Annotated in this window: 17 protein-coding genes and 4 tRNA genes; 4 read left to right on the top strand and 17 right to left on the bottom strand. The window is 46.3% G+C overall.

Going from position 1 to position 14,576, the window contains the following annotated elements; all coding sequences use genetic code 11:
• Positions 1-31 precede the first annotated feature (31 nt).
• Both Q1B11_RS02150 and Q1B11_RS02155 read left to right on the top strand, forming a co-directional pair.
• Complete coding sequence (locus tag Q1B11_RS02150; protein WP_299726667.1) at positions 32-1,048, top strand: protein DA1; 1,017 nt, start codon at positions 32-34, stop codon at positions 1,046-1,048.
• 41 nt (positions 1,049-1,089) lie between these two features.
• On the top strand, positions 1,090-1,407 hold the full coding sequence (locus tag Q1B11_RS02155; protein WP_299726670.1) for a VOC family protein: 318 nt from the start codon (positions 1,090-1,092) through the stop codon (positions 1,405-1,407).
• A gap of 116 nt (positions 1,408-1,523) precedes the next feature.
• On the opposite strand, the gene Q1B11_RS02160 is transcribed toward Q1B11_RS02155, so the two are convergent.
• The 9 genes from Q1B11_RS02160 to Q1B11_RS02200 form a co-directional block, all read right to left on the bottom strand.
• Positions 1,524-1,597, bottom strand: a tRNA-Cys gene (locus tag Q1B11_RS02160).
• A 9-nt stretch (positions 1,598-1,606) separates the two neighbouring features.
• Positions 1,607-1,693 (bottom strand) — tRNA-Leu (locus Q1B11_RS02165).
• An 83-nt stretch (positions 1,694-1,776) separates the two neighbouring features.
• Positions 1,777-1,850, bottom strand: a tRNA-Cys gene (locus tag Q1B11_RS02170).
• Between the two features lie 34 nt (positions 1,851-1,884).
• Positions 1,885-1,960: transfer RNA gene (locus Q1B11_RS02175), tRNA-Gly, on the bottom strand.
• Between the two features lie 158 nt (positions 1,961-2,118).
• On the bottom strand, positions 2,119-2,682 hold the full coding sequence (gene pgsA, locus Q1B11_RS02180) for a CDP-diacylglycerol--glycerol-3-phosphate 3-phosphatidyltransferase (RefSeq protein WP_299726673.1): 564 nt from the start codon (positions 2,680-2,682) through the stop codon (positions 2,119-2,121).
• Between the two features lie 102 nt (positions 2,683-2,784).
• Positions 2,785-4,650: an excinuclease ABC subunit UvrC gene (gene uvrC, locus Q1B11_RS02185; protein WP_299726676.1), complete on the bottom strand. Its 1,866-nt coding sequence runs from the start codon at positions 4,648-4,650 to the stop codon at positions 2,785-2,787.
• 145 nt (positions 4,651-4,795) lie between these two features.
• Positions 4,796-5,437: a UvrY/SirA/GacA family response regulator transcription factor gene (gene uvrY / locus Q1B11_RS02190; protein WP_067522466.1), complete on the bottom strand. Its 642-nt coding sequence runs from the start codon at positions 5,435-5,437 to the stop codon at positions 4,796-4,798.
• Positions 5,438-5,568: 131 nt separating this feature from the next.
• Positions 5,569-6,498 (bottom strand): FAD-binding protein, encoded by a 930-nt coding sequence (locus Q1B11_RS02195; protein ID WP_299726683.1) that lies wholly within the window; start codon positions 6,496-6,498, stop codon positions 5,569-5,571.
• Entirely contained in the window at positions 6,498-7,250 is a 753-nt protein-coding gene (locus Q1B11_RS02200) for an electron transfer flavoprotein subunit beta/FixA family protein (protein ID WP_067522470.1), read from the bottom strand. Before Q1B11_RS02200 ends, Q1B11_RS02195 begins: the two co-directional genes overlap by 1 nt.
• 641 nt (positions 7,251-7,891) lie before the next feature.
• Here Q1B11_RS02200 and Q1B11_RS02205 point away from each other — a divergent pair.
• Complete coding sequence (locus Q1B11_RS02205) at positions 7,892-9,556, top strand: electron transfer flavoprotein-ubiquinone oxidoreductase (RefSeq protein WP_299726688.1); 1,665 nt, start codon at positions 7,892-7,894, stop codon at positions 9,554-9,556.
• A gap of 31 nt (positions 9,557-9,587) precedes the next feature.
• On the opposite strand, the gene Q1B11_RS02210 is transcribed toward Q1B11_RS02205, so the two are convergent.
• The gene (locus Q1B11_RS02210) at positions 9,588-10,169 is read right to left on the bottom strand and encodes a DUF1285 domain-containing protein (RefSeq protein ID WP_299726691.1); all 582 of its coding nucleotides are present in this window, start codon (positions 10,167-10,169) and stop codon (positions 9,588-9,590) included.
• A gap of 167 nt (positions 10,170-10,336) precedes the next feature.
• Here Q1B11_RS02210 and Q1B11_RS02215 point away from each other — a divergent pair, with 167 nt between their 5' ends.
• Entirely contained in the window at positions 10,337-11,248 is a 912-nt protein-coding gene (locus Q1B11_RS02215) for a YiiX/YebB-like N1pC/P60 family cysteine hydrolase (protein WP_299726694.1), read from the top strand.
• A 110-nt stretch (positions 11,249-11,358) separates the two neighbouring features.
• Here the strand turns inward: Q1B11_RS02215 and Q1B11_RS02220 are convergent, their stop codons facing one another.
• The 7 genes from Q1B11_RS02220 to Q1B11_RS02250 form a co-directional block, all read right to left on the bottom strand.
• Entirely contained in the window at positions 11,359-12,573 is a 1,215-nt protein-coding gene (locus Q1B11_RS02220) for a site-specific integrase (RefSeq protein ID WP_299726697.1), read from the bottom strand.
• Positions 12,574-12,738: 165 nt separating this feature from the next.
• Positions 12,739-12,915, bottom strand: coding sequence for a hypothetical protein (locus Q1B11_RS02225; RefSeq protein ID WP_299726700.1), 177 nt, complete (start codon positions 12,913-12,915; stop codon positions 12,739-12,741).
• Positions 12,902-13,219, bottom strand: a complete 318-nt coding sequence (locus tag Q1B11_RS02230; protein WP_299726703.1) for a hypothetical protein — start codon at positions 13,217-13,219, stop codon at positions 12,902-12,904. Before Q1B11_RS02230 ends, Q1B11_RS02225 begins: the two co-directional genes overlap by 14 nt.
• A 92-nt stretch (positions 13,220-13,311) precedes the next feature.
• Positions 13,312-13,542, bottom strand: a complete 231-nt coding sequence (locus Q1B11_RS02235) for a hypothetical protein (protein WP_299726706.1) — start codon at positions 13,540-13,542, stop codon at positions 13,312-13,314.
• Positions 13,543-13,608: 66 nt separating this feature from the next.
• Complete coding sequence (locus Q1B11_RS02240; RefSeq protein ID WP_299726710.1) at positions 13,609-13,944, bottom strand: hypothetical protein; 336 nt, start codon at positions 13,942-13,944, stop codon at positions 13,609-13,611.
• Between the two features lie 76 nt (positions 13,945-14,020).
• Complete coding sequence (locus Q1B11_RS02245) at positions 14,021-14,275, bottom strand: hypothetical protein (RefSeq protein ID WP_299726713.1); 255 nt, start codon at positions 14,273-14,275, stop codon at positions 14,021-14,023.
• A 68-nt stretch (positions 14,276-14,343) separates the two neighbouring features.
• Positions 14,344-14,574, bottom strand: a complete 231-nt coding sequence (locus tag Q1B11_RS02250) for a hypothetical protein (protein WP_299726716.1) — start codon at positions 14,572-14,574, stop codon at positions 14,344-14,346.
• Positions 14,575-14,576: the final 2 nt, after the last annotated feature.

The raw sequence follows: 14,576 nt of genomic DNA on the forward strand, positions 1-14,576 counted from the left end.
AGCACAGCACTCAATATTATCAATACTATTTGTGAAAATTTGTAAGGGATGCAGAAAACCAATATCAGGTAATATCGTGAACGCCATGGGCAAGCATTGGCATCCACATTGCCTGCTTTGTAAAAGCTGCCGGCAACCGCTGCAAGGTGGCTCATTTGTCGTATTTAGAAAAAAACTATATCACCCTCAGTGTGTTCGCTGCCCGGGCTGCAAAAAACCGATTTCAGCAGAATACGTTGAACACAACAAAATGCCCTGGCACCCCGCCTGCATACCAACCAGGGGTAACAAAAAATGCTCAGTATGCAGAAAACCACTAACTCGCCGGTATTTTGTTGATTTTTGGGGTAACCCCTATTGCGATCAACATCAAAATCATCCGGAATGCTCCAGCTGCGGCCGACTGGTTTGCGACAACCTCACCGATGGCGGCATGCAGTATCCCGACGGTGTCGTGATTTGCAATCAGTGCAGCCTTAACGGCATCTCCACGCAGGCACAAGCTGATCAGATTGCGGAAGAAATGCGCTTCGCACTGGCCTCCGTCGGTTTAAAGTTAAACTCCACCCAGACCCCAGTATTTCTATGTGGCCGAGATGAGCTGAATGGCGCCAGTCATCATAATTTCCATGACAACCACCCCATTCTTGGCGTGACTCGCACCAATACCACTCATAGTCGCGGGGAGATTCTGGCGAGAAATTTTGACTGCATCCTGATTCAGGTCAACCTGCCAGAAGAACATTTCCGAACCGTGATGATTCATGAATTAACCCATGCCTGGTTTTTTTATAATTATTTTCTGGATCTTCCTCTAAAAGTCGAAGAAGGCATGTGCGTGCTCATGGAGTACATCTGGCTCAAAAATCTGGACACAAAAGATGCAGAGTTCCGGCGCAAACAAATCGCATTAACACCAGACCCCATTTATGGCGATGGTTTTCGTGAAGCAAGAGAGGCTTTACGTCTTATGCCGCTCTCAAAGCTACTGTCGTACATTAAAGAAAAGAAAAAATTCCCTACTCGGTGGGCTGCGTTTTTCTACTGAAGCTAAACTGATTTAATCACTCCACACATCCGTGCAAACCTATGACTATCGTCGTTCATCATATATCCATAACCAGCGGCAATATCGCAGAAAGCGAAAAATTCTACAGCCTTTTTGGATTTCACGCTCAGACGAAATACACAGATGACAACGTTACTATTCTTCTTATGGCGCTAGCCGGCTCAGCAAAAATCGAGCTATTCCAGTTCGCAACACCTTGCAAAATAAGCGCTACGACCAACTATTTTCCGTATATAAACAAATTGGGAATCACGCACTTTGCACTTCAGATTCCAGAATCTGGAACCAATGAGGAAACAGCTAGAAGAGAAATGCATAAAATGCTCTTCTATTCTTAACGCTAGGCTAGGATGCTTTCGGTATTTTTTTACAGCAGATCCAGATGGCAATCAGATAGAGCTGGTGGAGATCAGACCAGAGGAGTTTGAATCAGAGAGATGAGATAAGAGAATAATGGAGGCGAGTACCGGAGTCGAACCGGTCTAAATGGAGTTGCAGTCCACTGCATAACCGCTTTGCTAACTCGCCTTAAATAGATGGTGCCCGAGGCCGGAATCGAACCGGCACGATCTTTCGATCGAGGGATTTTAAGTCCCTTGTGTCTACCAATTTCACCACTCGGGCATAAGAACATATTACAAACTTATGCCATAAAAAAACAGGCTATTGCCTGCATTCTTTATGTATTACATATAGAACGTTAAAACTGGAGGCGAGTACCGGAGTCGAACCGGTCTAAATGGAGTTGCAGTCCACTGCATAACCGCTTTGCTAACTCGCCTTCTATTAAAAACTGCAAAACAGCTATTAATATTTGGAGCGGGAAACGAGGTTCGAACTCGCGACCTCAACCTTGGCAAGGTTGCGCTCTACCAACTGAGCTATTCCCGCTCTATCTCTCAAAACACTCACTTAAGGAGTTATCTTCAAGAGTTGTGCTTCATACCGTAACACCAAGTTGTTTCTAACTATTTCAACTCGCTGCCACTGCCTAAGCACGAAGCGTATTTTAGGTTTTTCTCCTTTGATGTCAACCGCTTTCCGTCTTTTCAGTCAGGCTTTTGAAACGGCGACAGATCTGGCCAAGCCGCTTTGAGATAAACGTACATTGACCACAGGGTTAAAACCACGGCCAGATACAGCAATAAGATGCCCGCATAATCTGTCCAGGTGTCCAACGGTTTAGGAGACAATAGCAATAAAGTGATCGCCACCATTTGCGCCGTTGTTTTGGCCTTACCAATCATACTTACAGCAACACTGGTGCGCTTACCAAGTTCAGCCATCCATTCCCTTAAGGCAGAAATCACAATTTCCCTGCCAACAATGATCATGGCAGGTACTGTCATCCAAAAAGAACTGAACTCGTCAATAAGCAAACACAGCGCCGCAGCCACCATAATTTTATCCGCCACGGGATCAAAAAAAGCACCGAAGGGTGTGCTTTGATTCCATCGGCGAGCCAGATAGCCGTCAAACCAGTCGGTGACCGCCGCGAAGGCAAAAATCCCAGCACACACAAGATAGCGGGACTCGAAGGGTAAATAGAAAATGATTACCAGAAAGGGAACCAGAACAATTCTTGCAAGTGTCAGAAAATTTGGAACGTTCATGTTATGCCAAAAATTGATGCCGTTGTTATAAGCAGTAAGCAAACCGCTTAGTTTATTCAGTATTTATGCGGAGCATACGGTACACAGTACCTGACATTTTCGCTAGTCATTATGAAAATAATCATGAATCTGTTGAGCCATTTTACGACTAATCCCCTCCACCTTTGCCAGCTCATCAACAGAAGCATTATAAACACCATCTTTACCGCCAAAGAACTTTAGCAGAGCTGAGCGGCGCTTACTGCCAACACCTGGGATATCGTCAAGCACAGAGCGATTCCGAGCCTTCTGGCGACGCTGACGATGACCGGTGATGGCAAAGCGATGCGCCTCGTCCCGAATCTGCTGTATGAGTAGCAACGCGGCGTCATACCCTTCTGGATTTAATTCTTTTCCATCATATAACAGCTTTTCAAGACCCGCCTTTCGGGTGACACCTTTCGCAACGCCCAGCATGGGAATCTGCAGCTCCAGCTCTGCAAGAGCTTCTGCGGATGCTGTCAGCTGTCCTTTACCGCCATCAATAATAATCAAATCTGGACGACCACCCTCTTCTTTCTCATCCTCCATGGAAGCCAGTCGATGATACCGTTTTTTCAAGGCCTGGTTCATGGCGGCATAATCATCACCGGGTTCTATGCCTGAAATATTATACCGACGATACTCACTGATCTTTGGGCCTTCAGCACCGAAAACAACACAGGAAGCCACTGTCGCCTCTCCCATGGTATGACTGATATCGAAGCATTCCATTCTGATGATCGGCTTAGACAAGCCCAGCAATTTAGATAACTGCTGATAACGCTGAGTCAGATGACTTTTATTGGCAAGATGGCTCTGCAGGTTGTGTTGCGCATTTTTATTGGCCAACACTAACCAATCATGACGTTCTGAGCGCACTCGATGTTTTATTTTCAGTTTTTTCGCTGCCAGTGATTCAATGGCTTGCTCCACCACCAAAGCACCTGCAAACTCAAACGGCACAACAATTTCATCGGGAAAGTCTCGACTGCCGGCAAGCCGAACATAAAACTGAGCGACAAACTCTTCCAGATAATCAGAATTGGACGACTCAAGCTTAAACTCCGGAAAGTAATACTTATGACCAAGCACATGGCCTGAGCGGATAAACAACACATCAAAACAGGTCTTCCCTGCCAGTTCGGCAAAGCCTATCACGTCCACATTACCCGACGCCTTCGTGACCGACTGCTGTTCTTGCACCGCTCTTAGGTGTGAAATCTGATCACGAAGTGCTGCGGCAGCTTCAAAATCCAAAGACTCTGCTGCTGTTTCCATTCTTTTTATCAGTGAGCGAATCAGTTGCTGGCTTTTTCCTTCCAGAAACTGACTGGTGTCGTGAATATCCTGAGCATATTCTTCTTCGGAAACCAGTCCTACACAGGGGGCTTTACAGCGATCTATCTGATACTGGAGACAAGGTCGAGTTCTATTTCGAAAGTAGCTGTCCGTACACGAGCGGATTTTAAACACTTTCTGCAATAGATGAAGACTGTCTTTTACTGCAACCCGGCTGGGGTATGGACCAAAGTATTTACCCTTCTGTCGTTTACGGCCTCGACAGGACTCCATTCTGGGAAATTCATTATCACCAGAAATAAAAATATAAGGGTACGACTTATCATCCTTGAGCAGAATATTGTATTGCGGCCGTCGATTTTTGATCAGATTTTGTTCCAGCAGTAGAGCTTCGGTCTCTGTCTGGGTAACCGTGACCTCAATATCAACAATCCGGCTTACCAACGCCATGGTTTTCGTAGTCAGGCCGGTGGCTCGAAAATAACTGGATAACCGATTTTTAAGATTCTTAGCCTTGCCAATATAGAGGGTTTTTCCATGACCATCCCGCATGTCATAAACACCGGGGCGCGTCGAAACACTTTCCAGAAAGGATTTATGATCAAAGGGCTTGGAATCAGCAAGGCTTAACGGTTCACTGTCTGCCATATACATCCAGTTGGACTACATATATCAGACCATTATACCCGTCGCCTTTCAAGTTGCTACTTTGTTGGCTGTGTGCTCTCACCTCGCTTACTTGCCGCCGCGTAGCAACTTGAAATCCTTTGGGTATATATGGGAGTCGGCTGCGCTATTGAACGGTATCAATCAATTCATGGCGAATCGCCAGATGGGTAAGCTCAACATCACTGGTGATATCCAGCTTTTCAAAAATACGGTATCGATAACTGTTCACGGTTTTCGGGCTAAGGCACAGCTTGTCAGAAATGGCCTGAACCTTTTCACAATTGACAATCATCAGAGCAATTTGAGTTTCACGATGGGAGAGTTGACCAAAGGGAGAGGCTGCATCCGGTTCCATGGATTTAAGCGCCATCTTCTGAGCAATCTCTGGAGATAGATATTTTTTCCCGGCATACACAGTTTGAATTGCTGTCACCATTTCCAAGATATTAGAACTTTTAGTGACATATCCGGAAGCACCGGCTTCAATCAATTTATTAGGAAAAGGATCATCAATACAGACGGTGACCGCAATGACTTTGGCCGAAGATTCAATCTGACAAATCTTTCGAGTCGCTTCAAGACCACCAATGCCAGGCATTCTGACATCCATCAGTACTACATCAGGCTTTACTTCGCGAAAAAGGTCAATGGCCTCTTCCCCACTGGCCGCCTCAGCAACGATCTCAATATTGTCGATATCTGACAACATTCTTGAGATCCCGGTTCTCACCAGATCGTGGTCATCCGCTAACAGAACTCGAATCACTGACTACTCCAGCACACTTATAATTATTATTCTGCATTTAAGGATTATTATGCATGGTATGGTCAGTTAAGAAAACCCTGCGGACATAAAAGACAGATGACTATTAGTCATCTGTCTATCTCTAATAACTATTAGAGTTTGCCTTCCAATTCAGGCACCGCTTCAAACAGGTCTGCAACCAAACCGTAATCCGCTACCTGGAAGATAGGCGCTTCTTCATCTTTGTTGATGGCAACAATGACTTTACTGTCTTTCATACCGGCCAGATGCTGAATAGCACCGGAGATACCGACAGCGACGTACAGGTTTGGCGCAACGATTTTACCGGTCTGTCCAACCTGCATATCGTTAGGTACATAACCGGCATCAACAGCCGCACGGGACGCGCCAACAGCAGCACCCAGTTTGTCCGCCACTTTGTAGAGAAGCTCAAAGTTCTCACCGTTACCCATACCACGGCCACCGGAGACAATAATCTCGGCAGCAGCCAGTTCAGGCCGGTCAGATTGAGCCAGCTCTTCGCTGACAAAGCTGGAAACGCCAGCGTTGTTATCTGCAGAAATAGCTTCAACAGCCGCGGAGCCACCTTCTGCAGCGGCTGGATCAAAACCCGTACCACGAACAGTAATCACCTTCACAGCAGCGCTGGACTTAACCGTCGCAATGGCATTACCCGCATAGATTGGACGAGCAAATGTATCGGCGCTTTCTACTTTAATAATATCCGACACCTGATCCACATCCAGCAGCGCAGCAACGCGCGGCATCATGTTACGAGCATCAGTGGAAGTAGACGACAGAACGTGGGAATAGTTTTTACCAAGCTCCGCAACCAACAGGCTGACATTTTCTGCCAGACGGTGTTCAAAGGCAGCATTATCAGCCAACAAAACTTTCACAACACCAGCAACGTTAGCAGCTTGTTCAGCAACAGCACCGCAGTTAGCACCGGCAACCAGCAGATGGATATCTCCACCAATGGCAGCTGCGGCAGACACCGTATTCAGTGTCCCGGCACCCAGAGTTACGTTGTCATGATCAGCAACGACGAGTATGGTCATTAGATCACCTTTGCTTCATTTTTTAATTTTTCGACCAGCTCATCAACACTGGCGACTTTAATGCCAGCCTGACGTTCTGCGGGCGGCTCAACCTTCAGGGTTTCAACAGTGGATGACACGGTCACGCCCAGGTCTTCCGGCGTTTTCACATCCAGAGGCTTACGCTTGGCCTTCATAATGTTTGGCAGGGACGCGTAACGCGGCTCATTCAAACGCAGATCCGTTGTCACCACAGCCGGGAGACTCAGGCTTAATGTCTGTAAACCGCCGTCTACTTCACGGGTCACATTCACTTTGCCATTATCAACATTCACTTCGGAGGCATAAGTACCTTGCCCCATGCCAGTCAGCGCTGCCAGCATCTGACCGGTTTGGCCGTTATCGCTGTCAATGGCCTGTTTGCCCAAGAGAACCAGGTCTGGCTTTTCTTCATCCACAACCGCTTTGAGCAACTTGGCAACACTGAGAGAGCCTAAAGGCGCACCATCAGTTTGAATTTGAATGCCACGGTCTGCACCCAGTGCCAACGCAGTCCGTATCTGTTCCTGGCACTCTTTTGGGCCGATGGATACGGCAACAATTTCTGTTGCTACCCCTTTCTCTTTCAGTCTTACTGCTTCTTCTACAGCAATTTCACAGAAAGGGTTGATTGCCATTTTGACGTTGGTGAGATCGACGTCGGTATTGTCCGCCTTCACCCGAACCTTGACGTTATAGTCAATGACTCTTTTGACGGCTACTAGTATCTTCATAGGTTCGCAGCCTTCCCTTCTCGTTATTGGCTTGATTTGGAATGTTCAAACAGATAACGGAACAACCGGATGAATCAAAATGATTATTCAGTCACCTGTGTTCACACATCTGCGCAGACGCAGTCTACCAGCAGGTTTATAAGGGTTCAAACGTATGTTCCAAATAGTTCATACAAACGATTTCATTTGTATCTACGGCACTTATCATTTATAGCTCGGGTTTTACGCAGCCTATACTGGCTACCCTTTACTATAAGGCAGTTGATGTTTACTTTTGCCTGCCAGGCTTTTTCCGTTTATAAGGTTTACGCACTTCCGGTTGCTTGAGATCAACACCAACGCATTAAATATAGGCAACAATATTGCTCATTTCGGTAAACACTGATTATAATGCCAAGCAAATTCAAACACTTGTTTGAAAACGGTTATCCATAAAGACCGTCTATACCCAAAGGATTTCAAGTTGCTACGCGGCGGCAAAAGAGTGAATCCTTTAGGCCCTCGGGTCCCATGAGCCTACAGCAGTAGGTGATTGGGGTGAGCGAGTGCAGCCAACAAAGTAGCAACTTGAAAGGCGACGGGGATACTTGTGTTTGCCATAACCATTAGAAAATAACACTCCGACAGGGAGGAAGCTGATCATGGAACGCGAATCCATGGCATTTGATGTCGTTATCGTGGGTGCCGGCCCTTCGGGTTTATCGGCCGCCTGTCGTCTGATGCAACTGGCCCAGGAGCAAGAGAAAGAGCTTGCTGTCTGCGTTGTTGAAAAAGGCTCTGAAGTCGGCGCTCATATTTTGTCCGGTGCCGTTTTTGAACCCACCGCATTAAATGAACTGTTCCCGGACTGGAAAGACCGAGGAGCACCACTGAATACACCGGTATCAGCGGACGATATTTTTGTACTCCGCTCCGAGACCAAGTCTATAAAAGTGCCCAACCTTTTTGTGCCTAAAACCATGCACAATGAAGGCAACTATATTATCAGCCTTGGTAACCTGACCCGCTGGCTGGCAGAACAAGCCGAAGCCATGGGCGTTGAGATATTCCCGGGCTTTGCGGCTCAGGAAGTGCTTTTTAACGACGATGGTAGTGTTAAAGGCATTGCCACCGGTGATATGGGTATTTCTGAGGCTGGCGAAGAGAAAGACAGCTATATGCCAGGCATGGAGCTCCACGCCAAATACACGCTGTTCTCTGAAGGCTGTCGAGGGCACCTTGGCAAGCAGCTGATCAGTCATTTTGACCTGGATGCTAATAGCGATCCTCAGCATTATGGCCTCGGTATTAAAGAGTTGTGGGATATTGATCCTGCCAAACATCAGGAAGGCTTAGTGGTTCACACGGCGGGTTGGCCACTATCCGTTGCAGGCACAGAATCCACTGGCGGCGGCTTCCTCTATCACCTGGAGAACAATCAGGTGGTGTTGGGCCTGATTACTGATCTGAGTTATTCCAACCCTCACCTGAGCCCTTTTGAAGAGTTTCAGCGTTATAAGCAAAACCCTGTCATCAAGCAGTATCTGGAAGGCGGCAAGCGGGTTTCTTATGGCGCTCGCGCCTTGGCAAAAGGCGGACCAATGTCACTGCCGGAAATGACATTCCCTGGTGGATTGTTGATTGGTTGTGACGCTGGCACCATGAATGGCGCCAAGATTAAGGGCTCTCACACCGCCATGAAGTCCGGCATGATCGCAGCAGAAGAAGTGTTCAAGGCCATCGACTCTGGCGATGAGGGCGGCAAAAAGCTGGAAAGCTTTGATCAAGCCTTTAAAGGCTCGTGGCTTTACAAAGAACTGCATCAACAGCGCAACTTTGGCCCGGCTATGCACAAGTTTGGCAACATTCTTGGTGCCGCGTTTGCCTTTACGGATCTGAACATCTTTAATGGCAAACTGCCGTTTACTCTGAGAGATAAGACGCCAGATCATGCGACCTTAAAGCCTGCGGCTGAAAGCACGCCAATCAACTATCCAAAACCGGATGGTGTTATTTCTTTTGACCGATTGAGCTCTGTCTTCCTCTCGAATACCAATCACGAGGAAGATCAGCCATGTCATTTGAAACTGACCGATGAAACCATTCCTCTTACACAGAATCTACCTATGTTCGATGAACCCGCCCAGCGTTATTGCCCGGCCGGCGTTTATGAAATCGTGCTGGATGATGTGACTGGAGAGAAGCGATTCCAAATCAACAGTCAGAACTGCGTTCACTGCAAGACCTGTGATATTAAAGACCCCGCCCAGAATATTACCTGGGTCGCTCCGGAAGGTGCGGGTGGTCCGAACTATCCAAATATGTAACTCGATTAAGCCATAAGACAGCGAGGGCGATTTATTCGCCCTCCTCTTTTAACACTCCGATCGAAAATAACTCGCCTCCACTGGGAACCACAAGCTCAACACCTTCCTCAATCACTTGTTCTTGCGCATCGTTCACCAACTGATAGAAGACATTCCTATTCACTCGGGCATACAATCGATCACGAACCAGAACGTATAACATTTCAGCCAGAAAGCCTGCCCGCTCCCCAGTGAGTATTGGCGAACCCTTACCGACAACCACTTGATCACCAATATTCGTTGTCAGATGATACTCTTTTCCAGCCTCACCCTCTTGCACATCCGCAGCAATCACCACGAAAGGCACATCTTCCACTTGAATTCGCACCTTCTCTACCGGGGTAACCAAGTAGTAGTCATCATCATCCCGGCGCATCACCGAGGCGAATAAAGAAACCATTTTCTCTCTGGCAATTGGAGAACCGTTGTAGTGCCAGCGCCCTTCTCGATCGATGCGCATATCGATATCGCCACAAAACGGTGGATTCCATGAGTGTACCGGCGGCAATCCTTTCTGCTTTTTCAGAAGCTGCAGGGATTTACCCACTCCACCAACATCGCTGATTTCATCCATTTAGGCCTCCCACAAATTATCAACCCATACCCATTACGGCTCATTAATCATTATTCATCGCCGTTATTTAAGAATACAGATTTAACGTCAATTTTTATGACTATTCAAAATCGATAACCGCCTAAATGCTAACATAAAGTAATAAAAACAGGCTTATGGACTCATACATGAAGCTCTTTAAGGTTCTCGCTGGATACCTCACTCGCTGGCTTAGCCACAATGTCCAGAAAAAACACACACCACTGTGTGATTTTGAGCGTATTCGTCATGAGGTAAAACCCTGCGACGTACTGCTGCTTGAGGGGCGAACCCGAGTCAGCCAGGTCATCAAGCAGATGACCCAGAGCCCCTGGTCTCACGCCATGCTGTACATTGGCCGAATCCACGATATTGAAGATGAGCAAGTCAGGCTAAGAATCAGCGAATCCTATGATGGCGCCCCGGACGAACAATTAATCATTGAAAGCGAACTGGGTGTCGGTACCGCTATTCGACCATTGAGCGCTTACGAAGGTGAACATTTAAGAATATGTCGCCCCAAAGGGTTGAGCTACCCTGATAGCCAGAAAGCATTGCATTACGCGGTCAGCAGACTGGGGATGGATTATAACGTTCGACAAATACTGGATCTTGCTCGATTTTTCTTTCCTTATGCATTCTTGCCAAAACGTTTTGGCTCCTCTCTTTTTCATCATGCGCCCGGACAGGAAACCAAAACTGTTTGTTCAACGATGATCGCCGAAGCATTTAGCTTTATTCAATTTCCCATTTTGCCGTTGGTCAAACAAAGCTCTGAGTCCAGTGTCCAGTTATTTCAACGCAACCCCAAACTCTGCACACCCAGCGATTTTGATTACTCACCTTACTTCCAGATCATAAAGTATCCATTTCTGGATTACGCACATCATTCTGACTACCGCCTATTGCCCTGGCATGGGCATGGAATACTTGAAGGTAAAGAAGCGGATATTTATATGTCATCTCTTCAAATGCAGCAGCTGCAAGAAGATGGTTTACCATCACATCCAATCAACGAAGAAATCGAAAACACCCCTGATCAGCAAGGCCCGATCCACTGAACAAAAGCCACACAAAAAGAAACCCGCGCTTCTGGGGGAAGAAGGCACGGGCTAAGACCATTTAGGAGTGTTACAAGCATTAGAGGCTAACATACTGTTATATATGGGATTTAGTTTTTAGCCTTCTCTTTCTGCCAAGTTTTCGCCAAGTTTTGAGGCGTTTTTTGTCCCCAATCGGCTTTTAAGGTGTAACCGGTAGAAGAGTCGTCTTTGATGAATTTGCGGTAGTGCTTTCTGATCATTTCGACAGTGGTATGACCAAGCATCTTTGCCACCCACGCTTCATCTTCTCCATTCATTAACATCCAGCTTGCGAATGTGTGGCGAGTCTGCCCTACCCCTCTCTTTGTTACGTCAGCTCTTTTGCAAGCGTAATGAAACGACCACTGAAGCGCGTTGTAATCTACAAAGGGTTGCCTTTCACGATTTACAAAGACTCGGCCATGTTTTGATAGCTGGCTGATTTCCCTTTGTCTCTGTATCGCTTCCAGTGCTGCAGGCAACAACATAATCTCTCTTCGGCCTTTGGCTCTGGTTTTGATATCGCTCATCGTTTTGTCAGATATGGCTTGACAGATAAAAGCCGTTCCTTTCTTTAAATCGACGTGGCGCCATTCAAGCGCGATTAATTCCCCCGGGCGAACACCAGACCAAGCAGCAAACTGGAATAGATTTCTCTCTGAGTCGTAATGACAATGCTCGAGCAATCTATCTATTTCCTCTCTGCTGTATGGTGTTACCTGCTCCCGCTTCTGCTCGATACGTTTTGTTATCTCGGCCTTCTCTTTAGGCAGCACCAACCCTTTGAGCGGGCTTTCCGTGAGAACGCCATCATTAATAGCCTCTCTGATCGCAGACCTCAGAGCCATTAAATAATTGCTGGTTGTTTTGCGAGAAGTGTTCTGCTTTGAAGCCCAATCACGAATGTGACCGGGCGCGAGCATAGATATTGGGATGTGACCGAAAGCCGGTATAAGAATGGACTCAACTCTGTATTTAGAGTTTTTGTAGTAGCGTGGGCTGAGGATGCCCTCTTGAGTGTCAAGCCAGCGATTAAGCAAATCCTCTACCGTCATGCCGGTAGCTTTGGGCATTTCTGCTTTTGCTAACTTGTGATCGGGGAAATGGGTTGACCACTGGAATATACCAAGCTCAATTTCTCGCTTTATAACCTCCCGTAAAGCTGCAGCCTGTTTAATTCCTTTTGCCGTGGCTGGAAGACCAGGAACCACAACATAGCGGGTTCTGGCATTCCAAGAAAAATTGATCTCTATTTTGTCTCCGCGCAGTCTTACACCGCGCGGGGTTGGGCTGTGTCCAGCCATTGCTCTATCGCCTCTAAATTCATCCAATAAATTTTTTTGAAATACGGGTCTTTTCTATAGTGTCGGCGTTCCAGATAAACGCCTTCAGCTATTTTCGCCCTTACGCTAGATTCTGGCTCACCAGTCTCTTGAACGTATTTTTTTAGTCTTACCCACTTTGCCATATCAAGCGGCCTTCTGTCCTGCAATTATGCGAGCCTTGTAATCGTTCTTTGCAGCCTGACTGATTGCAGCGGCAAAGAATGGTCTGTACGTGTGGCGCAAAGCCTGCACCAGTTCAGCCAGTGACAGCTTTGTTAATGCCTCAGCTAATGGCATATCTTTGATTTCATCGTACGTCATGGTGCTTGTCTCGATTATGGTATCTGGGTTTTGATGTGTCGCAGTTGTGCTTGATGGTTTCAGGATCAATGTCACCAAATATCAGCTCGCAATATTCGCAGAGATAACGACGATTGCCATTACCATCCACTCCCCAAGTGGGTTGAACGAATTTCTGATACTCAGTACACCTGACAACTATTGTTTGTCCGTTGTCATGGCTACCGATCTTCGGCATATCTTTAAAGGAAAGCTTTGAGCAATCCTTGTTTACATTGGCGCATGACTGACACATGCCACCTTTGGGGGTGTGTGTTATTTCCATGTTTTACCGGGTATAAAAAAGCCCCGGATAAAACCGAGGCTCTTGGTACGATTGTTAATGTGAAAAAGCCAACGAGTTGGTCTACTAATGGGTTATGTGTTACGTATCAACTCTTTAAATTCTTTTTGATGCTTTTCAGCTTCTGAATATCTGGAAAAATCAATAACATCGCATTTGCCGAAGGTCTTATTTTCTTCGTTAAATGTAAAAGCAATATCTTGCTCAAAGTCATCGCGCATTTTTTCTTTAGTTAAAAAATGGACATACCCGTTATCGCTTAAATACTTATTCAATCCCGCTGTGTACCATGTAACTTTGTCCATACCTTATCCTCTAAAAAACACATAACAACACGCTCCACCCGACCCTTCGGGCGGGTGAGCTTAGGGTTATGCAGTCGATCCAGTGCTTAGATACGTTTTCTTACCTGCTGGCGTTGTTGAGATTTCTGTAAAATCTCCGTTGACACTATTCTCAACCCTCAATTTATTTGGGCCAGCAATGTAGACCCTGAGATGACCAGTGCTAATCATTCTAAAATCACCATTATTTAGTTTATCAATACAGTCTGGATTCTTTTGCACTTCCAGAACTCGCCCCATTAGCGACTCAGCATCTTTACGTAATCCGTTTAACTGAGCACTTTCCAGAAGTTCAACGGCTTCTGCCAGGTTATAAGCAGCTTCTTCTATTAGCCTTTTAAGTATTCTTTCTCTATGGCTCATTCTTTTACCTTCTAATCAAGACCGCATAACAAAGTTTTCAACCGGACTACGCCGGTTAAAACGGGGTTATGCAGATTTATCCAAACTCGTCCAAAGCATTAAGAGCGATATTGCAAGCTTCGTCCTGCCGAACACTGGGAAGCTGCGAAATATCATTCAGTGCTTTCTTGTATGCGTTTAATTCTTTGGCTATTTCAATGAGCTTCTTTGTAACAACTTCTGCCCACATAGCTTCACCCCCCTGAATTGCTTCTACACGATCATGCACAGTAACAATGCAGTTATCATCTACCCAGCGGTCAAGCTCTGGGGCAATTTCCCATAAATCCAAAATTCAAATCCTCGGTTAATCATCTGCATAACAAAGTTTTCCACCGGACTGCGCCGGTGAAAACGGGGTTATCCGTCGAAATCGTGTAACCTTTTACCACGCACGATTTTCTTTTTTTCAATCTCATTTTTTATAAATTCTTCGGCTTCTTCTTTTTTATAGAACCCGACATTTGAGTGATCATGGCCTGTGTATGTTGTCCACCAGTACAACCAGAAAGGAAAAAATCTATACATATACTGCGGCCTGAAATAGCGAAAACCTGCGCTGTCATAATCTTCTTTGATTCTGTATCTCATGT

Origin of the sequence: uncultured Endozoicomonas sp. (genome assembly GCF_947495845.1) — a bacterium.
Taxonomy (GTDB): Bacteria; Pseudomonadota; Gammaproteobacteria; order Pseudomonadales; family Endozoicomonadaceae; genus Endozoicomonas.

Bases quoted from the DNA above. Each gene is read 5' to 3' on its own strand.
- Q1B11_RS02155 (WP_299726670.1), top strand. From the start codon at position 1,090: ATGACTATCGTCGTTCATCATATATCCATAACCAGCGGCAATATCGCA.
- pgsA (WP_299726673.1), bottom strand. From the start codon at position 2,682: ATGAACGTTCCAAATTTTCTGACACTTGCAAGAATTGTTCTGGTTCCC.
- uvrC (WP_299726676.1), bottom strand. From the start codon at position 4,650: ATGGCAGACAGTGAACCGTTAAGCCTTGCTGATTCCAAGCCCTTTGAT.
- Q1B11_RS02195 (WP_299726683.1), bottom strand. From the start codon at position 6,498: ATGACCATACTCGTCGTTGCTGATCATGACAACGTAACTCTGGGTGCC.
- Q1B11_RS02200 (WP_067522470.1), bottom strand. From the start codon at position 7,250: ATGAAGATACTAGTAGCCGTCAAAAGAGTCATTGACTATAACGTCAAG.
- Q1B11_RS02205 (WP_299726688.1), top strand. From the start codon at position 7,892: ATGGAACGCGAATCCATGGCATTTGATGTCGTTATCGTGGGTGCCGGC.
- Q1B11_RS02210 (WP_299726691.1), bottom strand. From the start codon at position 10,169: ATGGATGAAATCAGCGATGTTGGTGGAGTGGGTAAATCCCTGCAGCTT.
- Q1B11_RS02215 (WP_299726694.1), top strand. From the start codon at position 10,337: ATGAAGCTCTTTAAGGTTCTCGCTGGATACCTCACTCGCTGGCTTAGC.
- Q1B11_RS02220 (WP_299726697.1), bottom strand. From the start codon at position 12,573: ATGGCTGGACACAGCCCAACCCCGCGCGGTGTAAGACTGCGCGGAGAC.
- Q1B11_RS02225 (WP_299726700.1), bottom strand. From the start codon at position 12,915: ATGACGTACGATGAAATCAAAGATATGCCATTAGCTGAGGCATTAACA.
- Q1B11_RS02230 (WP_299726703.1), bottom strand. From the start codon at position 13,219: ATGGAAATAACACACACCCCCAAAGGTGGCATGTGTCAGTCATGCGCC.
- Q1B11_RS02235 (WP_299726706.1), bottom strand. From the start codon at position 13,542: ATGGACAAAGTTACATGGTACACAGCGGGATTGAATAAGTATTTAAGC.
- Q1B11_RS02240 (WP_299726710.1), bottom strand. From the start codon at position 13,944: ATGAGCCATAGAGAAAGAATACTTAAAAGGCTAATAGAAGAAGCTGCT.
- Q1B11_RS02250 (WP_299726716.1), bottom strand. From the start codon at position 14,574: ATGAGATACAGAATCAAAGAAGATTATGACAGCGCAGGTTTTCGCTAT.